Annotated in this window: 18 protein-coding genes, 1 tRNA gene and 1 pseudogene; 12 read left to right on the forward strand and 8 right to left on the reverse strand. The window is 74.8% G+C overall.

The genetic code is table 11. From position 1 onward, the window contains the following. Position 1 precedes the first annotated feature (1 nt). The 5 genes from JUB12_RS19085 to JUB12_RS19105 form a co-directional block, all read right to left on the reverse strand. On the reverse strand, positions 2–1,132 hold the full coding sequence (locus JUB12_RS19085; protein WP_205697028.1) for a histidinol-phosphate transaminase: 1,131 nt from the start codon (positions 1,130–1,132) through the stop codon (positions 2–4). Between the two features lie 12 nt (positions 1,133–1,144). Further along, entirely contained in the window at positions 1,145–1,618 is a 474-nt protein-coding gene (locus tag JUB12_RS19090) for a hypothetical protein (RefSeq protein ID WP_205697029.1), read from the reverse strand. Positions 1,619–1,671: 53 nt separating this feature from the next. Further along, the gene (locus tag JUB12_RS19095) at positions 1,672–3,498 is read right to left on the reverse strand and encodes a long-chain fatty acid--CoA ligase (protein ID WP_205697030.1); all 1,827 of its coding nucleotides are present in this window, start codon (positions 3,496–3,498) and stop codon (positions 1,672–1,674) included. Positions 3,499–3,601: 103 nt separating this feature from the next. Next, on the reverse strand, positions 3,602–3,784 hold the full coding sequence (locus tag JUB12_RS19100; RefSeq protein WP_205697031.1) for a hypothetical protein: 183 nt from the start codon (positions 3,782–3,784) through the stop codon (positions 3,602–3,604). Between the two features lie 98 nt (positions 3,785–3,882). Continuing rightward, the gene (locus JUB12_RS19105; protein ID WP_205697032.1) at positions 3,883–4,650 is read right to left on the reverse strand and encodes a Nif3-like dinuclear metal center hexameric protein; all 768 of its coding nucleotides are present in this window, start codon (positions 4,648–4,650) and stop codon (positions 3,883–3,885) included. A gap of 105 nt (positions 4,651–4,755) precedes the next feature. On the opposite strand from JUB12_RS19105, the gene JUB12_RS19110 reads away from it, so the two are divergent. From JUB12_RS19110 to JUB12_RS19120, 3 genes are all read left to right on the forward strand, one after another. Beyond that, positions 4,756–6,333 (forward strand): RNA polymerase sigma factor, encoded by a 1,578-nt coding sequence (locus JUB12_RS19110; RefSeq protein ID WP_205697033.1) that lies wholly within the window; start codon positions 4,756–4,758, stop codon positions 6,331–6,333. Next, positions 6,330–6,593: a hypothetical protein gene (locus tag JUB12_RS19115; RefSeq protein WP_205697034.1), complete on the forward strand. Its 264-nt coding sequence runs from the start codon at positions 6,330–6,332 to the stop codon at positions 6,591–6,593. The genes JUB12_RS19110 and JUB12_RS19115 overlap by 4 nt, the downstream gene beginning before the upstream one ends. 48 nt (positions 6,594–6,641) lie before the next feature. Next, positions 6,642–6,715 (forward strand) — tRNA-Pro (locus tag JUB12_RS19120). Between the two features lie 79 nt (positions 6,716–6,794). On the opposite strand, the gene JUB12_RS19125 is transcribed toward JUB12_RS19120, so the two are convergent. Further along, positions 6,795–8,162 carry an MBL fold metallo-hydrolase gene (locus JUB12_RS19125; RefSeq protein WP_205697035.1) on the reverse strand — a complete coding sequence of 456 codons (1,368 nt, stop codon included), beginning with the start codon at positions 8,160–8,162 and terminating at the stop codon, positions 6,795–6,797. Positions 8,163–8,167: 5 nt separating this feature from the next. Then, entirely contained in the window at positions 8,168–9,742 is a 1,575-nt protein-coding gene (locus JUB12_RS19130) for a YncE family protein (protein WP_205697036.1), read from the reverse strand. Positions 9,743–9,923: 181 nt separating this feature from the next. On the opposite strand from JUB12_RS19130, the gene JUB12_RS19135 reads away from it, so the two are divergent. From JUB12_RS19135 to JUB12_RS22160, 8 genes and pseudogenes are all read left to right on the forward strand, one after another. Continuing rightward, positions 9,924–10,628, forward strand: coding sequence for a GntR family transcriptional regulator (locus JUB12_RS19135; RefSeq protein WP_256436591.1), 705 nt, complete (start codon positions 9,924–9,926; stop codon positions 10,626–10,628). Positions 10,629–10,723: 95 nt separating this feature from the next. After that, positions 10,724–12,148 carry an APC family permease gene (locus JUB12_RS19140; protein WP_205697038.1) on the forward strand — a complete coding sequence of 475 codons (1,425 nt, stop codon included), beginning with the start codon at positions 10,724–10,726 and terminating at the stop codon, positions 12,146–12,148. Next, positions 12,148–12,861, forward strand: coding sequence for an urea amidolyase associated protein UAAP1 (locus tag JUB12_RS19145; RefSeq protein WP_205697039.1), 714 nt, complete (start codon positions 12,148–12,150; stop codon positions 12,859–12,861). The genes JUB12_RS19140 and JUB12_RS19145 overlap by 1 nt, the downstream gene beginning before the upstream one ends. Positions 12,862–12,869: 8 nt before the next feature. Then, positions 12,870–13,526, forward strand: coding sequence for an urea amidolyase associated protein UAAP2 (locus tag JUB12_RS19150; protein ID WP_205697040.1), 657 nt, complete (start codon positions 12,870–12,872; stop codon positions 13,524–13,526). Positions 13,527–13,529: 3 nt separating this feature from the next. Then, positions 13,530–15,449 carry a 5-oxoprolinase/urea amidolyase family protein gene (locus JUB12_RS19155; RefSeq protein WP_205697041.1) on the forward strand — a complete coding sequence of 640 codons (1,920 nt, stop codon included), beginning with the start codon at positions 13,530–13,532 and terminating at the stop codon, positions 15,447–15,449. After that, positions 15,446–17,161 (forward strand): allophanate hydrolase, encoded by a 1,716-nt coding sequence (gene atzF, locus JUB12_RS19160; protein ID WP_205697042.1) that lies wholly within the window; start codon positions 15,446–15,448, stop codon positions 17,159–17,161. The genes JUB12_RS19155 and atzF overlap by 4 nt, the downstream gene beginning before the upstream one ends. After that, positions 17,158–17,634: pseudogene (locus tag JUB12_RS22415) on the forward strand (cysteine hydrolase family protein); the annotation flags it as partial. The gene atzF and the pseudogene JUB12_RS22415, both read left to right, overlap by 4 nt. Before the next feature lie 263 nt (positions 17,635–17,897). Continuing rightward, on the forward strand, positions 17,898–18,848 hold the full coding sequence (locus JUB12_RS22160; protein WP_241004322.1) for a TerC/Alx family metal homeostasis membrane protein: 951 nt from the start codon (positions 17,898–17,900) through the stop codon (positions 18,846–18,848). 195 nt (positions 18,849–19,043) lie between these two features. On the opposite strand, the gene JUB12_RS19170 is transcribed toward JUB12_RS22160, so the two are convergent. Continuing rightward, entirely contained in the window at positions 19,044–19,517 is a 474-nt protein-coding gene (locus JUB12_RS19170) for a limonene-1,2-epoxide hydrolase family protein (protein WP_205697044.1), read from the reverse strand. A 100-nt stretch (positions 19,518–19,617) separates the two neighbouring features. Between JUB12_RS19170 and JUB12_RS19175 the strand changes: the two genes are divergently transcribed. After that, positions 19,618–21,660 (forward strand): MMPL family transporter, encoded by a 2,043-nt coding sequence (locus tag JUB12_RS19175; protein ID WP_205697045.1) that lies wholly within the window; start codon positions 19,618–19,620, stop codon positions 21,658–21,660. The last annotated feature ends 5 nt before the right edge of the window (positions 21,661–21,665 follow it).

A 21,665-nucleotide genomic window follows, 5' to 3' on the forward strand; every position in this document is an offset into this window, starting at 1 on the left:
GCTAGGCCGCGCGGCCGAGCGCGACGTCGAGCGCGCGCAGCAGGCGCTCGAGGTCCGGCTCGCGCACCGGGACGACGAGGCGCAGGCGGTCGGGGGCGCCCAGCTGGGCGCCCGAGCCGACCCGCACGCCCTGGCGGTCCAGCGCGGTGGCGACCGCGACGCCGGCGTCGTCGCCGCCGGGCGGGGCGAGCCAGACGACGTTGGCCTGCGACGGCGCCACGTCGAGCTCCCGCGCCCGGAGCTCCTCGAGCAGCCGCGCGCGCAGCGGGGCGAGGCGGTCGCGGCGGCGCGCGGGGAGGTCGGCGTGGTGGCGCAGCGCCTCGGTGCAGCCGGCCTGCGCGAGCTCGTCGACGCCGAGCTCCGGCATGAGCTGGTCCAGCAGCTCCTCCGCGCCGGGGCCGCCGAGCGCGTAGCCGCAGCGCAGCCCTGCCAGGCCCCACGCCTTGCTGAACGTGCGGAAGAGCAGGATGCGGGGGTGCTCGCCCAGGAGGGGCAGGGTGGCGTCGGCCGGCTCCGCGTCGACGTGGTCGCGCAGCGCCTCGTCGACGAGCAGGACGACGCGCTCGGGCAGCGCTCGCGCCAGCCGCGCGAGGTCGCCGACGCCGACGAGCTCGCCCGTGGGGTCGTTGGGGTTGCACAGGCAGACCACCCGCGTGCGGTCGTTGACCGCGGCGAGCACCGCGTCGACGTCGTGGCCGGCGACCGGCACCGCGACGCCGCGGGCGCGTCGCGCGGCCAGCGGGTAGAGCGGGTAGCTCGGCCACGGCGTGACGAGCTCGTCGCCCGGCTCCATGAGCGCGGTGATCGCGCTGGACAGCAGCTGCGCCGCGCCGTCGCCGACCGCGACGCGGTCCTCCGGCACGCCGTGGCGGTGGGCGACCTCCGAACGCAGCTCGCCCGCCGCACGATCGACGTAGCGGTGCAGGCCGCGGCGGGCGGCGAAGGTGATGGCGCCGACGATCGCCGGGTGGGGGACCTCGGGCCAGGTCGTCTGGGTGAGGTCCAGCGGCTCGACCCGGGACAGGGCCTTCTGGCGACGCTCGTCGGCCGCCTCCTTGAGCTGCGCGTTGACCTCGCGCTCGCTCATGCCCTCGAACTGGCGGTAGTACGAGAAGAGGCCCTTGCGCGCCATCGAGCCGGTGGCCTACCCCGTCGGCGCCAGCGACGGGCCGGGCCCGGCCACGAGCAGGAACCAGGCGGCGAACAGCAGCGCGCCGACGGCGGCGGTGCTGGCGAAGACCTTGCCGATCACGCCCTGGCGCTGGTCGTGGCCGGCGGCGCGGCGCACGAGCACCCAGAAGCCGTCGAGGCGCTTGAGCAGCGAGAGGGCGCCGAACAGCACGGCGAGCAGGACGCCGAACCCGGTGGCGATCCCGAGGGAGACGCTGTCGGTCCAGTACTGCACCTGCGAGGCGAGCCACAGCGCGCCCGCCGGGATCGGCCCCCAGAACAGGAGGTTCACGAAGACCATGAGCGCGAGGACCGCGTTGGCCAGCAGGCCGTCGGCGCGCCGGCGGCCCGCCGACCCGCCCTCGGGCAGGTCGCGGTAGCGCACGGGCGCCGTGCCGGGCCGGCGCCCGACGAAGAGCCCGCCGGTGTCGCTGGGGTCCGTCCGCACGTCGCCAGCCTAGCGACGCGCGGACGGCCGCCCGTGCGGTCCGGCCCCGCGGGTCAGGCGCCGGCGTAGAGCTCGTCGAACTGCGCGGCGTACTTGTCGTTGACGACGTTGCGCTTGACCTTCAGGGTCGGCGTCAGCTCGCCGGTCTCCTGTGAGAGGTCGTGGTCCAGGACGAAGAACTTCTTGACCTGCTCGACCTGCGCGTACTTGCGGTTGGCCTCGTCGAGCAGGCCCTGGACGAGCTCGAGCACGTCCGGGTGCTTGGCCAGGGCGGGGATCGACGTGTCCTCGATGCCGCGCCCCTGCGCCCACGGGACGATCTCCTCCTCGTCGAGCGTGACGAGGACGACCGGGAACGGCCGGCGGTCGCCGTGCATGACCGCCTGGGAGATCCAGCGCGACTGCTTGAGGTCGTTCTCGATGTTGGCCGGCGTGAGGTTCTTGCCGCCCGCCGTGATGATGATGTCCTTCTTGCGGCCGGTGATGTAGACGAAGCCGTCCTCGTCGACGCGGCCGATGTCGCCCGTGTGCAGCCAGCCTTCCTCGACGGCGCCGAACGACGCGTCGGCGTTCTTGTAGTAGCCCTGGAAGATGTTGGCGCCCTTGATGAGGATCTCGCCGTCGTCGGCGATCCGCACCTCGACGCCGTCCAGCGGCTTGCCGACGGAGCCGAAGCGGTGCTCGCCGGGCCGCGACGAGGTCGCCACGGTCGACGTCTCCGTCATCCCGTAGCCCTCCATCACCGGCACGCCGCACGCGTAGAAGAACTCGAGGATCTCGTGGGCGATCGGCGCCGCGCCGGTCACCGCCTCGCGCACGCGTCCGCCGAAGAGGCCCTGGACGAACCCGGCCATCTGCGCCAGCGAGCGGCCCTGCTCGTCGCCGGGCAGCGGCGCCTCCCACGTCGCCAGCAGCTCGGCGGGCGGCTCCTCGCCGCGCACGCGCGCGTCCTGGATCGGCCCGCCGACCTCGCGGATGGCCTGCATCACCGGCGCCGGCAGCAGCTCCTGGGCCTTCGTGTGGAGCTTCTCGAAGATGCGTGGGACCGACGGGAGGTACGTCGGCTTGACCTCCATGAGCTCCGGGATGATCTGCGTGGTGTCGCCGCCGTAGTAGGCGATGGGCGTGCCGTTGTCGAAGGCGCCGAGCTGCAGCAGCAGGGCGAAGGCGTGCGCCAGCGGCAGGAACAGGTAGATGAGGTCGTCGCCACCGCCGAAGGTCTGGCGCTTGTTCGTCATGTCCAGCACGGAGCGGTAGTTGCCGTGCGTGAGGACGCAGCCCTTCGGGTTGCCGGTCGTGCCCGACGTGTAGATGAAGGTGAACGGGTCGTCCGGCGTGACGGCCTCGGTGCGGGCCCGCAGCTCGGCCGCGTCGCGCGTGCGCCCGCGAGCCCGCAGGGCCTCGAGGCTCACCGCGTCGCCGACGTCGCCCGAGGGCTCCACGACGACGACGTGGCGCAGGGCCGGCAGGCGGTCGCGCACCGCGGCGACCTTCGCGACCTGCGAGGCGTCCTCGCAGACGACGACGACGGCCTCGGAGTTGCCGATGACCCACTCGCACTCCTCGGGGGAGTTCGTGGGGTAGACGGGGACGACGACGCCGCCCGCCGCGGTGGCGGCGAAGTCGGCGTACGTCCACTCGGGACGCGTCTGGCAGAGGATGGCGACGCGCTCGCCGGCGCCGACGCCCAGGTCGATCAGGCCGAGCCCGATCTCCGTCACCACGTCCCCGACCTCGCGGAAGGAGACGTCCTGCCAGCTGCCGTCGACCTTGTGGCGGACGGCGGGGCTGTCACCGAAGGTCTCGGCGGCGCGCCGACACAGGTCGGCGATCGTCTTCGAGCCGGTCGTGGTGCGCGCGGGCGCGGTCCCAGCCTCCATCGTCTCTCCTCGCTCCTGCCTTCGGGGGTCCGGAGGGGCGATGCTACTCAGACCGCGCCCGGCTGTGACGCGGTGTCAAGTGGGCGCTGCGCGCGCCCTCGCGCTAGGCGGGCGCCGTGGCGGCGCGCTCCTCCGTCACAGCCTGGCCGAGGGTGGCCTGGAAGAGGGTCTTGTCGATCCGGCCCTGGAAGATCGGCACGCCGAGCTCCATGCACTTCTCGATGACGTCGCGACGCTCCATCCCGGTCTCGCGCGCGAGCTCGGTGGGCGTCAGGTGGATGGCCATCGGAGGCGACCTCCTATGTGGGGGTGAGGGTTCGTGACGGTCGCTACGAATACCGCACCTCCCGGACGACCTCAAGGGGCCGATGCCCGCGTGAGGACTCAGATCGGGTTGCGGATGTCCACGTGCACGTGCCGGACCCCGAACTCGGCCTCCAGCAGCTCGCCGAGGCGCCGCACGCCGAAGGTCTCCGTGGCGTGGTGGCCGGCCGCGAGGAAGTGGATCCCGCCGTCCACCGCCGCGCCGTACGCGCGCTCGGCGGGCTCGCCGGTGAGGAACGCGTCGAGCCCCAGCTCGATCGCCTCGAAGACGTCGTCGCTCGCCCCGCCCGAGACGACGCCGAGCGTGTGTACGCGGTCGGGTCCTCCGGGAACGTGGAGGACGTCGTGGTCGCACACCTCCTGCACGCGCGCCAGCAGCTCCTGGACGCCGAGGCCGTCGCCGGGAAGCCGTCCGTGGACGCCGAGCGGGCGCCCGCCGTGGGCGGCGAACGGCGCACGCCCGTCCAGCCCGAGGGCGTCGGCGAGGAGCGCGTTGTTGCCGTGCTCGGGGTGGGCGTCGAGCGGCAGGTGGTAGGCGGCCAGCGCGATGTCGTTGATCAGGAGCGGCGCGAGCCGGCGGTGCATCGCGGGCGTGACCTCGAGCGGCTGGCCGCGCCAGAACAGGCCGTGGTGGACGACGACGAGGTCGGCGCCCTCGGCGGCGGCGCGCTCGACGAGCGGGCCGTGGGCGGAGACTCCCGTGACGACGGTCCGGACCTGCTTGCCCTCGCGCGCGGGGACCTGGAGGCCGTTGGGTCCGTAGTCGCTGAAGGCGCCGCTCTCGAGGAGCTCGTCGAGGTGCGCGATGACGGTCTGGAGGTCGGCCATGGACGTTCGTCGATTGTTCCCCATGGACCTCACCCGAGGAGGTACAGTCCCGTTCCGCGACGCGGCACCGACGCCCGCCGCGGGGGAACTTGGGGAACGGGGAACGTGGCCATCGCCGCTGACGCCCCGACCGCAACGACGCGGTCGGCGGCCGATCTGGAGGACGCCGAGCTCGTCGCGCGCGTGCGGCGCGGCGACGTGCGCGCGTTCGAGCTGCTCTACGAGCGCTACCACCGCCGGATCGCCTCCTACGTCCTGGGCATGGTCCGCGACCACGGGCGCGCCGAGGACGTCACCCAGGAGGTCTTCATCTCCGCGCTGCGCCGGATGCAGCAGACCGACCGCCCGATCCTCTTCAAGCCGTGGATCTACGAGATCGCCAAGAACGCGTGCATCGACCAGTTCCGCCGGTCGCGCCGCGCCGAGGAGGTCTCCTACGACGCCGACGGCGGCCTGGCTCCCGAGGAGCACCTCAAGCTCGCCAGCCGCGGCGCCGCGCCCGAGGCGCAGATCGAGGCCAAGCAGCGCCTCGACGACCTGCGCGGCGCGTTCGGCGGCCTGTCGGAGTCCCACCACGAGATCCTCGTGATGCGCGAGCTCGAGGGCCTCTCCTACCGTGAGATCGGCGAGCGCCTGGGCATGACCCGGCCGTCGGTCGAGTCCACCCTCTTCCGCGCCCGCCGCCGCCTGACCGAGGAGTACGAGGAGCTCTCGACGGGCGAGCGCTGCCAGCGCGTCCAGGGGCTCATCCTCAAGGCCGTCGAGGGCTCGGTGGGCACGCGCGACGGCCGGACGCTCGGCCGCCACGTCGCCCACTGCTCGCGCTGCCGGCGCCAGGCGCGCCTCGCCGGGCTCGAGATCCACGAGCTGCTGCAGGGCCGGCTGCGCTCGAAGCTCCTGGCGCTGCTCCCGCTGCCCGCCTTCCTGCGCCGCGGCTCCGCCGACGACGCGGCCGGCGTCACCTCCGGTCTCACCGGCGCGTCGCAGAGCCTCGCGCAGTGGTCGCCCGCGCTCGCCCACGCCGGCGAGGCGGGGACGATCGCCTGGATGAAGGCCGCCGCGGCGGCCGCGACGATCGCCGTGGCCGGGACGGGGGCCGGCGCCGTCGGCGGACCCGACGACGGCATGCGCCTCGGCGGTGCGGTCCCGGGCGGCCAGGTGCTCGTCGCCGGCGACCCGGCCGACGCGCGCGAGCGCGACCAGCTGCGCGCCGCGAGCCTCACTGCCACCAACGCCCCGACGGCGACGATCGCGCAGCCCGCCTCCGGCCGCGCGCCCGCAGCGACCCGCCCGCGGACGAGCTCGTCGGGTCCCTCGCGCACCACGGCGGCGGCACCGGACCCGACGCCGTCGAACTCGTCGGGGTCCGGCCAGGGCACCGTCACCGAGCCGGCGACGACGACCCAGCGCGCGACCGCGCCGATCGAGCGCGGCGCGCGGGAGCTGGCGGACAAGCTCAGGCCGCAGGCGCCGGCCGCCGGCGCCGGCGCGGATCCGGCCGGCGCGGGGGCCAAGGTCCCGGAGCCCGGTGAGCTGCTGGACTCCGTCAAGGGCGTCGGCGACGCGCTCGAGCTCCCCTCGCCCGACCAGGTGCCGCGCGCGGTGGAGGACACCGTGCAGGGCATCGGCGAGGCCCTCGGCGACGGCTCGAAGGCCGCGGGCGACCTGCTCGGCGGCGGGTGAGCCCGACGCCCGAGCCCTCGGGCGCCGACGCCGCGTTCCTCGAGGGCCTGACCTCCTCGAGCCTGTACGCCATCGGGGCCTACTTCTGCGACCGCCATCCCGAGCTGGCCGACGACGTCGTCGCGCAGGCCGCGGCCATCGAGGCCCAGGGGCTCGCCGCCTGGGCCGCCGAGGAGGGCGAGGCGCTCGAGGCCGCCTTCCAGACGCTCGTCACCGGCCTCGCCGTGCGCTACTTCCGTGCCGTCGCGGGCACCGGCTGAGCGGCGGACCGTCCTGCCCGGTCGGCAGCTACACTGCCTGCTCTCGTTCGGGGCGTGGCGCAGCCTGGTAGCGCGCACCGTTCGGGTCGGTGAGGTCCCCGGTTCGAATCCGGGCGCCCCGACTACCTCAAGCAGGACTCCGACCTGATCGACGAAGGGCCGCCATCGTGCGGCCCTTCGTCGTCCGCTGCCTCGTCGCCGTCAGCAGCGCGGGCGCGACCGCGCGGGCACCGTGCGCTCACCGCGGCCCTCGCGCAGGTCGACGACCGCGCGCAGTCGGCGGGAGGCCGACCGCGACAGCGCAGGGCGGGCGATCGTCTGGCGGAACGGCGCGGCGGTGTCGCGGGCGACCTGGCGGCGGCCGAGGGTGAAGCGCACGTCGCGGACCGCGTCGACGTCGCCCCGCAGCTCCACCCGCAGCCGCCCGCCGGCGCAGCGCCGCGTGAGCTGCAGGCGCGGCGCGTCGGAGGCGTCGAGCCAGCGGTCGGACGCGAGGTCGAACGTCAGGCGCTCGGTCTTCAGGTAGTCACGCGGGTCGGCGAGCCAGCGGAACTCGGTGGAGGACGGGCCGCGCTTGGCGAGCTCCGCCTTGACCGCGGGTTCGAAGGCCCGGCCGGTGCCGTACTCGGTGATGAAGTCGTGGTGGTTGGGGACGAAGACCTTCGGGCGCAGGGCGACGAGGTAGTCGACGGGGTCGCGCACGCCGTTGGTGAGCTCGCCGAAGCCCAGGACCGCGCCGACCTGGACGTCGGTCGGCGGCATCGCCTTCAGCGCCTCGACGACCTTCGCGCCGCGCTCGCGCAGGGGGCCCGACGAGTCGTGCCAGACCAGCGAGAAGGCGCCGATCCGGAAGCGGTAGAGCATCGTCCCGCCCTCGTCGCCCGACGGGTCCAGCCCCGGCAGGACGCTCGGGCCGGGGGGATGGAGCAGGAGGCTCGGCAGGTCGGGCAGCGGGCCGTGGCCGAGGACGCTCTCGTGCTGCTCGCCGTCGGGCGCCTCCGCCGCGGAGTGGACGTGCTTGAGCGCGCTGACCTCGACGCCGTCGCCGAGCACGTCGATCCGGTGCGCCCGCGCGCCGACCGGCGCGCCCTCGGGGACCGTCGCCGCGCAGCGCACCCGGTCGGCGGCGGCGCCGGCCTCGGCCCGCGCGCCCGCGCAGTGCTCCGGCGTCCCGACGACGACGGCACCGGTCCGCGCCGCGATGCGGCCCGCGTACTTCGCGTGGTCGAAGTGGCCGTGGCCGATGAAGACCGCCTCGGGGCGCAGCGCCTCGACCTCGCGCGCGGTCGTCGGCACGTAGTTGGGCCGGTCCTCGACCTTGTGGACGTAGCCGTCGAGCAGCACGACGTGGCCGTCGAGCGCCGCGGCGAACGTGCTGACGGTGATCCACGAGAGCAGGACCTTCCCGCGCGGGAGGCTGCCGTCCGCCGCCACGTTCGCCAGGCCGAAGACGTGCTGGCGGGCCTTGACGGTCGCGTCGGGCAGGTCGGCCGCCGCCGCGCCCGCCGGCGCCGCGGACGCCCCGAGCCCCGCGGCGAGGAGGACGGCGGCGGCGAGCCGGCGGCGCATCGCGGCTAGCCGACCGACGCGCGCCGGGTGACCCGCGCGACGCGCCCCACGGAGTCCACCGCGCGCAGCGCCATCCGCACCGCGACGGGACGACCGCCCGCGCGGCGCAGCAGGCCCTTCCCGTAGTCCGTGGGGCGCACGGTGACGCCGAACTCGCGGGCCGCGGCGCCCGCGCGCTCGCCTACCGCGACGAGCCGGCCGCCGCGCACAAGCCGCACCCGGCAGCGCTGGACCGCCAGCTGCGTGCTCGCGTCGGCGCGGCAGGCGACGCGCGTCGCGCCGCGGCGCACCCGCAGCTTCGCGTTCGTGACGCCGACGCGGAACGTCTCGCCGTAGCGACCCTGCGGGAAGTCCTTGATGCGCACGACGCCGTTGCGCACCCGCTGCGGGTGCCAGCCGACACCGAAGCGGCGCACGACCTGCCCCGTCTCGTAGGAGATGACGAACAGCTCGTCCGAGCCGCTGGCCGAGACGTAGCAGTACCTGCCATCGGCGCTGTTGGTCGACCAGTAGGGCTTCGTGATGCCCGGGATGACCGAGACCGGCTGCAGCGTGTCGAGGTCCACGATCGCGGCGTAGTCGGCCATGGTCCCGGCGACGCAGAAGCGCTTGCCCGACGGGTCGAGCGCCAGGCCGTGGTGGGCCGAGTTGAGCAGGTAGGACTCGCGCGGGATGCGCTTGGTCGCCTCGGGGACGGGCAGGCGCGCGACGCGCGTCACCCGGTCCTCGACGAGGTCGTACTCGACGAAGCCGTGGAAGAACGAGAGCTGGAAGTAGACGTGGCGCTCGTCGGGCGCGAGCGCCATCGGCCGGACCGCCGCCGAGAAGCCGGGGTAGCCGGCCTCGGCCATCTTCGCGCCCATGTCGATGCGCTTGCGCACCTGCATCGTCTTCGCGTCGACCACCTGGAAGAACTCGCCGCCGGCGAGCGCGTCGGACAGCGGCTTGGGCTGGTCCACCGGCGAGTACACCCGGCCGATCGACGCGTGGTAGATCGTCGTCTCGTCCTTCGAGTACACCGACTCGTGCGGCGAGTCGCCGGACGGGAACTCCCCGACCCGCTCCCCGGTCGCGGTGTCGAGCTCGTGCACGACGTTGCCCGTCGAGGCCGAGACGAGCAGCCGCGTGCCCTCCTTGTTGATCGCCATGTGGTCGGCGCGGTAGCCGTCGACCGGCGCGTGCCACTTGATCTTCTTCGTGGCGAGGTCGATCGCCACGACGTCGGCGTACGAGGGACGCGAGACGTAGATCGTCGAGCCGTCGTTGGAGGAGAAGACGTCGTCGTTGAACTGGTCGTGGCCCTCCCCGATGAGGCCGCGGACCGCGAGGAACAGCCCGAGGCGGTCGGGCCGGAACAGCAGCTCGCGCTGGCGCTCCTCGCGGTCGGGGATGACGTCGATGCGGTCCAGGCGCTCGAAGGTGTCGGGGTCGACCACGTCGGTCGTCCCCGCCCAGTTGTTGCCGACGAGGATCGCCGGGCGCGTGACGCCGGGCTGGGGCGACGGTCCCACCACCGAGGCGTGGGCGGGGCCGACCAGGCACAGGGACGCGGCCGTGGCGGCCAGGCAGGGACGCAGCATGCGGGGGACTCCTCCTCGGGACAGGCTCCGCGGGCGACCTTGCCCGCAGGGGAGGGCATCATAGACGAACGTTGCCGTTCAGTGCAGCGGGGAGCGAAGCGGGCGCGCCCGCCGTGCACGGCCCTACGATCCGCCCATCGCCGCCCGCCCGACAGCCTCCGCGACGTCCAGCCCGGGTGGGCTGGCCCAGGCGACGCGCGACCGGCTGCTCGATGCGCTGCGCGACGGCGCCTACCCCGACGACCGGCTGCCGCCGGAGGCCGAGCTGGCCCGCGACCTCGGGGTGAGCCGGGCGACCGTGCGCGCCGCGCTGCAGGGGCTGGCCGACGACGGGATCGTCACGCGCCGCCGGCGCCACGGCACCGTCGTCAACCGCCAGGCGCTGCGTGGCGGCATGCCGCTCAACCGCCTGGTCTCCTTCCGCGAGCTCGTGGAGCAGGGCGGCCGGGTCGCCTCCGTCGACCCGCTCGTGCGCCGCGAGACCGTGCCCGACGCCGAGGTCCTGGCGGCGCTCGGGCTCGAGCCGGGCACGCCGTGCCTGGAGGTCGAGCGGCTGCTGCGCGCCGACGGCGAGCCCGCCGTGACGATCACCGACACGCTGGCGCTCGACCTCCTCACCGTCGGGCCCGACGACGTGGAGGACGCCGACTCGACGTTCGCCTTCATCGCCGCGAACACCGCCGAGGCGGTCGACCACGCGCTCGTCGAGGTCGTGCCCTGCGTCGCCTCCGCCGACGGCCCCGCGCACCTCGAGCTGCCCGACGGCGCGCCGTACCTCGAGCTCGCCGAGCTGCTCTTCACGCCGGACGGCCAGCCCGTCGCCCACTCGCGCATCGCGGTGGACCCACGGCAGGTCCGGCTGACGCTCGCCCGCCGTCAGGGCTGACCCGACCGTCTGGCGGCCCGGTTCGACCGGGTGGACAACCAGGTTCCGACCGGCGTCCAAAGACCGCGGACCGACACCGCGCAAAGGTCTGACCTATGGCCGCTGCCTCCGCTCCTGGAGCGGGCGCCGGCGAGCTCAAGCGGGAGTTCACCTTCCGCTCGGCGTTCTCGCTGGCGTTCGCCTTCATCAGCCCGATCATCGGGCTCTACACGATCTTCGCCCTCGCGCTCGGCTCCGCCGGGCCGTCGTTCTGGCTGGGCTTCGCCGTGGTGCTCGGCGGCCAGCTGCTCGTCGCCCTGGTCCTCGCCGAGCTGAGCTCCCGCTGGCCGCTGGCCGGCGGGCTGTACAAGTGGACGCAGCGGCTCGCCGGGCGCAACGTCGGCTGGGCCGCGGGCTGGGCGTACGTCTGGACGCTCGTGGTCCTCGTGACGGCCCAGTGCTACGCGGCCGCCCCGTTCTTCTGCGGCCTGGTCGGCATCGACGAGCCCAGCAAGGCGGTCCTGCTGCTGATCGCCGGCGGCGTCCTGCTCGTCGCCACCGCGGCCAACGTCCTGGGCCCGAAGGCGCTGAAGGTCTTCGTCGCCCTCTCGATCTCCGCCGAGCTCATCGGCAGCGTCGTCATCGGCACGATCCTGCTGCTCTTCTTCCGCGAGCAGCCGATCTCGGCGGTCTTCGACGGCGTCGATGGCGGCTCGCTGAGCTTCACCGCGATGCTCGCGGCCGTCGCCCTCATCGGCTGGAGCTTCATCGGCTTCGAGTCGGCCGGCGACATCGCCGAGGAGGTCGACGAGCCCACGAAGCAGGTGCCCAAGGCGCTCGTGCTGAGCCTCCTCGTCGTCGCGCTCATCGTCATGTACGCGGCGCTCGGCCTCGTCCTCGCCATCCCGGACCTCGGCGCCGCCATCTCGGGGGCGGATCCGGACCCGATCCTGTCCACCGTCAGCGCGCACCTCGGTGACGGCATCGCCAAGCCGCTGTTCGCGATGGTGGTCCTGGCCTTCATCGCCGGCATCGCCGCCGTGCAGGCCGCCGTCTCGCGGGTGCTCTTCTCGCTGGGCCGCGACCGCGAGCTGCCCGCCGCCGGCTGGCTGAGCCAGCTCTCGGGCCGCGACCAGCTGCCGCGCAACGCGATCGGCGCCTCGGCGGTCGCCGCCGCGGCCTGCCTCTTCGTCGCGCTGAGCGACGACGCCTACGCGACGCTCATCTCGATGGCGACGGTCGGCTTCTACATCGCCTTCGCCTTCCCGGTCTTCGGCGCGCTGGCCAGCCGCCTGCGCGGGACCTGGGCCGACGGCGACTGGAAGGTCGGGCGCATGGGCCTCGCGGTGAACGTCGCCGCCGCCGCGTGGCTGGCGTTCGAGATCGTGAACATCGCCTGGCCGCGGCTGCCCGACGCCGCCTGGTACGTGAACTACGGCGCGATCCTCATGGTCGTCGTCGTGGCGATCGGGGGCGTGGCCGTCCGCGCCGCGATGCGCCCGCGGACCGCGTTCGAGCCGGCGCTGGAGCCGGTGGCCTGATGGCGGGTCTGGCGACCACGGCTCGGGTCATCCCCGGGGCCGCCACGACCTCCTTCGTGCTCCGGCGCGGCTTCGCGCTCGAGCTCGAGGACCTGCAGGGCGGCGCGAACGCCGCCCTGCTCCTCCTCAACCCGGCCGAGCCGACCGAGCGCCTCAACGTGCCCGACTCGCTCAAGGCCCAGCACGTCGCCCGCGTCACCGCCGGCGTCGCGCTGATGAGCGACATGGGCCGCGTGATGGCGTCGGTGGTCGAGGACACCTGCGGGTGGCACGACCCGCTGTGCGGCCACGGCCGCCTGAGCGACCTCGAGCGCGTGCACGGCCCGTCGACCTACGCGGCCGAGCGCAACGCGGTGCGCCGCGGGGCGCGCGAGGAGCTCGTCCTGGAGCTGGCCAAGCACGGCCTCGGCGTCCGCGACCTCGCGGCGACGGTGAACCTCTTCAGCAAGGTCACCGTCGACGAGGGCGGCCGGATGGCGCTGCACCCGGGCGCCTCGGCGGCCGGCAGCCGCGTCGTCCTGCGCGCCGACATGGACGTCCTCGTCCTGCTCAACACCGCACCCCACCCGCTCGACGACGGGCCGTGGGACCCCAAGCCCGTGGCGCTCGACGTCCGCGAGGTCGGCGTCGCCGGCCCCGACGACCCCGTGCGTCTCGCCTGCCCGGAGAACGAGCGGGCCTTCGCCGTCACCGACCGCGACCACGTCGCCTGAGGAGTCCCATGACCGAGACGCTCACCACCGTCGCGTCGTCCCTGCACCCGGCCGACGCCGCGCTCGACGTCGTCGTGCAGGCCGGCGACGGCTGGTCGCACGTCGTGCCCGCGGGCGGGACGCTGCGCATCGTCGACCTCGAGGGCAACCAGGCGGTCGACACGCTCTTCTACGACGCCCACGACCACGCCGAGCGCTACAGCGCGCAGGACACGATCCGCGAGCAGGGCTCGATCTACCTCACGACCGGGTCGCGGCTGCTCACCGGCAGCGGCCGGACGCTCATGGAGGTCGTGGCCGACACCTGCGGCCGGCACGACACGCTGGGCGGCGCCTGCGCGCAGGAGTCCAACGTCGTGCGCTACGGCGAGCACACGCGCCACATGCACGCGTGCCGCCAGACGTTCCTCGCCGAGGTCCTCAAGCACGGGATGACCAAGCGCGACATCACGCACAACGTGAACTTCTTCATGAACGTGCCGGTGACGCCGGAGGGACGGCTGACCTTCGAGGATGGCCTGAGCGCTCCGGGCAAGTACGTCGAGCTGCGCGCGGTGGTCGACACGCTCGTGGTCATCTCGAACTGCCCGCAGCTCAACAACCCGTGCAACGCCTACGACCCCACACCGGTGCAGCTGCTGGTGTGGGACGCGCCGGAGGGCTGAGCCGTGGCGCTCGAGGTCCTGGCGGCCGGGCCGATGGCGACGGTGCAGGAGCATCCGGGCCGGCGCGGGCTGTGGCCGGTCGGCGTGCCGCCGTCGGGGCCGATGGACGCGCTGTCGTTCCGCCTGGCCAACCGCATCGCCGGCAACCCGGGGGAGACGGCGGCCATCGAGGTGACGGTCGGCGGCTTCCGGGCGCGCTTCGACGGGCCCGCGACCGTCGTCCTCGGCGGCGCCGACCCCGGCGCGACGCTCGACGGCGAACCCGTCGGCCTGTGGGAGCCCATCGCGGTGGCGGCGGGGGAGGAGCTGGCGCTCGGCTTCGCCCGCGGGCCGGGCATGCGCACGTACGTGGCCGTCACCGGCGGCATCGACGTCCCGGAGGTCCTCGGCAGCCGGGCGACGTTCCCGCTCGGCGGCTTCGGCGGCTTCGAGGGCCGGCCGCTCGCGCCCGGCGACCGCCTCCCGGTCGACCACGACGCCGTCGGGCCGGCCCGCGCGCTGAACGTCGGACTGCGCCCGGTGCTGCGCCGCGACTGGACGCTGCGGGTGCGCCGCGGCCCGCACGACATCCCGGAGTACCTCACCGACGAGGACCTCGCGTCGATCTTCGGCCAGCGCTGGACCGTCGGCGCGCAGTCCGACCGCACCGGCGTGCGCCTGGAGGGCGACATCCCGGACTGGGCGCGCACCGACGGCGGCGACGCGGGCCTGCACCCGTCCAACCTCCACGACAACGCCTACGTCGTCGGCTCGCTGATCTTCACGGGCGACACGCCGGTGCTCATCGGCCCCGACGGGCCGAGCCTCGGCGGCTTCGTCTCGCCGTGCGTCGTCGTCCAGGCCGACCAGTGGAAGCTCGGCCAGCTGCGCCCGGGTGACACCGTCGGCCTCGAGTGCGTCGACGCCGCGCAGGCGCGCTGGCTCGACGAGCGCCAGGAGCGCGCGCTGGACCCCAAGGCGCGGCCGTGGCGGGCACCGGCTCCGGTGCGCCTTGCGGCCGACGCGGGCTCCGACGTCGTCGTGCGCCGCTGCGGCGACGGCGCGCTGCTCGTCGAGTTCGGCGAGATGACGCTGGACCTGCGGCTGCGCCTGCGGGCCCATGCCCTCGAGCAGCGCCTCGAGGAGGCGGCGATCGACGGCGTGCGCGACCTGACCGCGGGCATCCGCTCGCTGCAGGTGCAGTTCGACCCGCGCGAGGTCGCCGCCGAGGACCTCGAGGGGCGCGTGCGCGCGCTGGCGGCGGAGCTCGGGGACGTCGACGACCTCGAGGTGCGCGGCCGCGTCGTGCACCTGCCGCTGTCGTGGGACGACCCGCAGGCCCGCGAGGCGGTCGCGCGCTACATGCGCATCGTGCGCCCGGACGCGCCCTGGTGCCCGGACAACATCGAGTTCATCCGGCGGGTGAACGGCCTGGCGTCGGCCGAGGACGTCCACCGCGTCGTCTTCGACGCCTCGTACCTCGTGCTCGGCCTGGGCGACGTGTACCTCGGCGCCCCCGTGGCCGTCCCGCTGGACCCGCGCCACCGGCTCGTGACGACGAAGTACAACCCGGCCCGCACGTGGACGCCCGAGAACGCCGTCGGCATCGGCGGTGCGTACCTCTGCGTCTACGGGATGGAGGGGCCCGGCGGCTACCAGCTCGTGGGACGCACGACACAGGTGTGGAACCCGCGTGACATCGAGGGCGGGACGCCGTGGCGGCTGCGGGCCTTCGACCAGCTGCGCTTCCACCCGGTCTCGACGGAGGAGCTCGGCCGGCTGCGCGCGGCGTACGCCGAGCCGCGGACCGAGGACGTGGTCTTCCGGCTCGCCGACCACCTCGGCTTCGTCGACGAGCACGCCGGGTCGATCGCGGCGTTCCGCGCGACGCAGCAGGCGGCGTTCGCGGCCGAGCGCGACGCCTGGCGGGCGGTGGCGGCGTGACCTTCGGGGTGCTCGCGCTCGCCGCCGCCCACCAGCGCGGCGAGCGCACGGTCGGGTCGACGGTCGAGGAGGTGCTGGCGGCGTGCGCCGCGCACGCCGACCCGGCGGTGTGGATCTCGCGCGTGGACGACCGCGCGCTGCGCGCCCGCGCCGCCCAGCTCGACGCCGGCCCGCGCGACCTGCCGCTGCTCGGCGTGCCGTTCGCGGTCAAGGACAACCTCGACGTGGCGGGGATGCCGACGACGGCGGCCTGTCCCGGCGTTGCGAGCATCGCTGAGCACTCGGCGTTCGTCGTGCAGCGACTGCTCGACGCGGGGGCAGTCCTCGTCGGCAAGACGAACATGGACCAGTTCGCCACGGGGCTCGTGGGCACCCGGTCGCCCCACGGCGCGCCACGGTCCGTGGTCGACCCCGAGCGCGTGAGCGGCGGGTCGAGCTCGGGCTCCGGCGTCGCGGTCGCGGCGGGGCTCGTCGCCTTCGCCCTGGGGACGGACACCGCCGGCTCCGGGCGTGTGCCCGCGGCGTTCAACGGGATCCTGGGGCTCAAGCCGACGCTCGGCCGGCTGAGCACGAGCGGGCTGCTGCCGGCCTGCCGGTCGCTGGACTGCGCCTCGGTCTTCGCGCGCGACGCGGCCGACGCGGCGGCGGTGCTGGCGGTGGTCGACGGGTTCGACGCCGCCGACCCGTTCGCCCGCCGGGCGCCCGCCACGTCGCCGGGGGCGCCCGACGGGGCGGTCCTCGGCGTCCCCCGCGCGGAGGACCTCGAGGCGCTGGAGGACGGCGCGGTGCGCGACGCCTGGCGGGCGACGGTCGCTCGCGCGGCCCTGGCCGCCGACGAGGTGGTCGAGGTCGACGTCGCACCCTTCCTGCAAGCGGCGCGCCTGCTCTACGAGGGGCCGTGGCTGGCCGAGCGCTACGCCGCGTTCGGCGCGTGGCTCGAGGACCCCGACGTCGCGTGCGACCCGACGGTCGAGGCGATCGTCCTGGGCGGGCGCGACCTGCGCGCATCCGACCTCTTCCGCGCCCAGGAGCGCCTGGCCGCGCTGCGCCGCGCGACCGAGCCGGTGTGGTCGCGCGTGAGTGCCCTGGTCCTGCCCACGGCGCCGTGCCACCCGACCTTCGACGAGGTCGCCGCGGACCCGGTCGGCGTCAACGCGCGCCTCGGGACCTACACGAACTTCGTGAACCTCCTCGACCTCGCGGCCGTCGCGGTACCGGGCGCGGCGCGCGTCGACGGGCTGCCCTTCGGGGCGACGCTCGTCGGCCCGGCGTGGAGCGACGAGCGCCTGCTCGGCCTCGCCGGGCGCCTCGAGCGCGCGGGGACGGAGACGCTCGACGTCGCCGTGGTCGGGGCCCACCTGCACGGCATGGCGCGCAACGGCGAGCTGCTCGACGCCGGTGCGCAGCTCGTGGGCGCGGTGCGCACCGCGCCCGCCTACCGGCTCTTCGACCTCGCCGACGGCACGGGCCGTCCCGGCCTCGTCCGCGACGAGGCGGCCGGCGCGGCGATCGAGGCCGAGGTCTGGCGGTTGCCATCGGCCGCCGTCGGGAGCTTCCTCGCAGGTGTCCGCGCGCCGCTGGCGATCGGGACGCTCGAGCTCGAGGACGGCCGCGCGGTCCACGGCTTCCTCTGCGAGGCCCACGCCGTGGCCGACGCCGTGGACGTCACCGCCAGCGGCGGCTGGCGCCACCACGTGGCGGCGCTCGCATGAGGCCGGCGCTGCTCGTCATCGACCCGCAGTCCGACTTCGTCGACATGGTCGGCCCGGAGGTCGCGCGCCCGGCGCTGGCCGCGATCGAGGCGATGGTCGCCGCCGCGCGCGAGGGCGGGACGCCGGTCGTCTGGACCCAGGAGCTGCACCGCCCGCAGCACGTCGACTTCGGCCGCGAGCTCGACGGCGACGAGCCGGTGCACTGCGTCGAGGGCACCCCGGGCGCGGAGCTCGTCCTGCCCGTGGCGTCGCAGGACCTGCTGGTGCGCAAGCGCCGCTACAGCGCGTTCTTCTCCACCGACCTCGACCTGCTGCTGCGCGGTCTGGACGTGGACACGGTCGTGCTGACCGGGATGCTCACGGACGTGTGCGTCCACTACACCGGCGTCGACGCCCACCAGCACGACCTGCACGTCCGCATCGTCCCGGAGGCGTGCGCCGGATCGAGCGCCCAGGCCTCGGCCGCCGCGGTCGCCGCGCTGCGCTACCTGCAGCGCGACGCGGTGCTCGCGCTCGACGACGCGTGCGCGCTCGTGGCGGGCGCCGGCGTCGCCCAGCGGTGCCGGCGGTCCCTTAGGCGCCCTTCAGGAAGGGCTGCCACCGTCCAGGACGTCGAAGGGCAGTACCCCGTCGACGAGCGTCGTCAGCACGGCCGCGAGGCCCGGCGCTCGTGGGCCCTCCCGGGCCGGAGAGACCTTCGCGAGTCCGTCAACGACCCGCAGAAGGGACCCCGCCCGTGTTCGACCTCCTCGACTCCCCGACCGGTGCCTGGATCGGCCTGGTCGCCGCCATCGCCGTCCTGCTCGTCGTGGACCTGCTCGTGGTCCGTGGCCGCGACGGTGCCATGTCCACCCGCCAGGCGGCCATCGCCAGCGCCGCCTGGGTCGGCGTCTCCGTCCTGTTCTTCGTCGTGCTGCTCGTGCTCGGCGACGACGGCCAGGCCAACGCGTACCTCGCCGGCTACCTGGTCGAGAAGTCCCTGTCGCTGGACAACGTCTTCGTGTTCCTGCTCGTCTTCTCGTCGTTCGGGATCGCCGCGAGCCAGCGCCACCGCCTGCTGACCTACGGCATCGTCGGCGCGCTGGTGATGCGCGCCGGGTTCATCGTCGCCGGCGCCGCCGTCCTGCACGCCTTCGGCTGGGTGAGCTTCCTGTTCGCCGCGCTGCTCGCCGCGACCGCCTGGCGCATCTGGCAGCACCGCCACGACCACAGCGACTCCGACGCGATCGTCGGGCGCCTGCGCCGCTGGCTGCCGATCGCCGAGGGCGAGCACGGCACGGCGCTGACGACGAAGGCCGGCGGCAAGCGCCTGCTCACCGCGGGCGGCGCGGCGCTCGCGGCGGTCGCCGTGGCCGACGTGCTCTTCGCGGTCGACTCCGTCCCCGCGATCCTCGCGATCACCGACGACACGTACGTCGTCTTCGCGGCCAACGCGTTCGCGCTGCTCGGCCTGCGCCCGCTGTTCTTCCTCGTCGCCGACCTCGTCGAGCGCCTCTACTACCTCAAGGCCGCGCTCGCCGCCCTGCTCGGCTTCATCGCGATCAAGCTCGTGCTGGGCGAGCTCGTGGGGAAGATCTCCCCGGCGATCAGCCTCAGCGTCATCGCGACGATCCTGCTCGTGGGTGCCGGCGCGTCCATCCTGCGCGACCGGCGGCTGGCGCGCGAGGCGGCGGCGGTCCGGCAATGAGGGAGGGGAAGCACGCGGCGTGCGCGGTCTCCGCGGGGCGCCGGGCGGTGAACGGGGAGTTCCGCTCGCCATGCGAGCGCAAGTCCCCACTCACGCTCGCGCGCCGTCGCGGGGGCCGTGAGGACGGACCTCCGACCGCGGTGGCGTCCGGGGGGTCGTGGTCCGCGCGGCGGGACCACCTGCGCCCGGGCCGGCCTACCCGCCGCTCGGCCAGCGCCGGTTGAGCGCCGGCACCACCGCACCGAGGGCGCCGCGCAGCAGCGAGACGGTGATGTCGGCCCAGTCGAAGTAGTCGCGCCAGACGGTGATGCGGCCGTCGCGGACCTCGAAGCGCCCGCAGACCCAGAAGCGCTGTTCGAAGCGGCCGAGGCCGAGGGCGTCGGTGCGCTCGGTGAGGACGACGTCGCCCTCGACCGCGATGCCGTGGACGACGACGCGGAAGTGCATGCCGAGCCGGTCGAAGACGAGCCGGGCGAGGCGCTCCACGCCGCGGCGGCCGTGGATGGTGGGCAGGGAGACGTTCGTGTAGGCGATGTCGTCGTCCAGGAGGGCGACGGCGGCGTCGACGTCGCCCGCCTCCATCGCTGCGAGGAAGGCCTCGACGACGCCGGCGGGGTCGGTGGCCCGCGCGGCGCCGGCGCCGTTCGTGGTGGTCGTCGTGGCGGACATGGCCGGATCTTGGCGTACTCCCGGGGGTGTACGGAAGGGGCGGCGAAGTGCCTCCCGCGGGCCGATGTGCGCGGCGACGCGCCGCGCCACGATGGCGCCCATGCTCGTCCGCCGGCTCATCGCCCACCCGCGCCGCGCGCTCCTCGCGCTGCTCGCGTTCGTGCTCGTCGCCGGGGTGGTGGGCGGCCCGGTCGCCGACCGCCTCAGCAGCGACGGCGGCTTCGTGGCCGCCGGCGCCGACTCGCAGGTCGCCGTGGAGCGCGTCGAGGCGGCCACCGGCCGCGCGCCCCACGGCGGCGTCGTCGTCCTCGTCGACGCTCCGACGCCCCAGCGCGTCGCGGGCGTCGTCGACCGGCTGGCACGGCTGCCGGGCGTCGCGAGCGCCCGTGACGGCGGGCGGCTCGGCGACGACGCCGTCGCGACCGCGACCCTGCGCGCGGACGCCGACGACGACGCGGTCGCCGAAGCGGCCCTCGCCGCCTTCGACGGCCAGCGGGGCATCACCGTCGGCGGCGGGGCGGTCGCGGGCTTCCAGCTGGGCGACACGATCTCCGGCGACCTCGCGCGGGCCGAGATGCTCGCGTTCCCGCTCCTGCTGCTGCTGTCGCTGCTGTTCTTCCGCGGGCGGGCGACGTGGCTGCCGCTGCTCGTCGGCGTCACGACGGTCCTCGGCACGTTCCTCGCCCTCACGGGCATCGACGCCGTCCACGGCCTCAACGTCTTCGCGCTGAACCTCGTCATCGGCCTCGGGCTCGGCCTGGCCATCGACTACACGCTGTTCGTCGTCACGCGCTTCCGCGAGGAGCTCGCGACGCGCGGCGAGGGCCCGGAGGCGGTCGCCGCGACGATGCGCACGGCGGGGCGCACCGTCGTCTTCTCGGCAGCCACGGTCGCCTGCGCGCTCATCACGCTGACCGTCTTCCCGCAGGAGTTCCTGCGCTCGATGGGCATCGCCGGTGCCACGGTCGCCGTCGTCGCCGCGCTGGCGACGCTCGCGGTCGCCCCGCCGCTGCTCACGCTCTGGGGCGCGAAGCTCGCCCGCCACGACCGCGGAGCCGCGCGCGGCGAGGCGCGCTGGCACCGCCTCGCGCACGCGGTCATGCGGCGCCCCGGTCCGGTCGCCGCCATCACCGCGGCGGCGATGCTCGCCCTCGCCTCGCCGGCGCTCAGCACGACGTGGACGCCCGTCGACGCGACGGCGATCCCGGAGGGCAAGAGCTCGCGCGAGGTCGCCGACCGCCTCGCCGCCGCCGGCGGCGAGCGCACCCGCGAGCCCGTGCTGCTCGCCGTCTCGGCGCCCGCCTCCGACGGTGCGCAGGTCCGCGCCTTCGCCGCGGAGGTGGCGCGCGTCGCCGGCGTGGAGCAGGTCACGCCGCCGCGGCACCTCGGCGGGTCCACCTGGCAGCTCGACGCGGTCGTGCCGGGCGACCCGGCCGGGGCCGTGGCCCGCCACGTCGTCGAGGACGTCCGGGACCTCAGCGCGCCCTTCGACGTCCGCGTCGGCGGCAGCGCCGCGGAGTTCGTCGACCAGCAGGCCGCTCTCGGCTCGCGGCTGGGCCTCGCGCTCGGGCTGCTCGCCGGCCTGACGATGCTCGTCCTGTGGCTCATGACCGGCTCCGTCGTCCTGCCGCTCAAGGCCGTGCTGATGAACGTCCTGACCGTCGGCGCCGCGCTCGCGCCGCTGACGATCATCTACCAGGGCGGCCATCTGACCGGGCTGCTCGGCTACACCCCCAACGGCGGCGTCGAGCCCAGCGACTTCCTGGTCACTGCCGCGCTCGTGTTCGCGCTGTCGACCGACTACGGCGTCTTCCTCCTGGGCCGCATCAAGGAGCTGCGCGACGCCGGCGTCCCGGACCGCGAGGCGGTGGCGATCGGCCTGGCGCGGACCGGCCGGGTCGTGACGGCTGCCGCGCTCCTGCTCGCCGTCGCCATCGGCGCCTTCAGCACGAGCTCCATCTCGTTCATCCAGCAGATCGGCGTCGCCACCGCGGTCGGCGTCCTCGTCGACGCGTTCGTCGTGCGCACCCTGCTGGTCCCGGCGCTCATGGCGCTGCTGGGTCGCTGGAACTGGTGGTCGCCGCGGCCGCTGGCCCGCCTGCACCCCCGCGGGCTTGGCGACCTGCACGCCGGCGCAGGATGATCCGG

This window comes from Conexibacter sp. SYSU D00693, assembly GCF_017084525.1.
Taxonomy (GTDB): Bacteria; Actinomycetota; Thermoleophilia; order Solirubrobacterales; family Solirubrobacteraceae; genus Baekduia.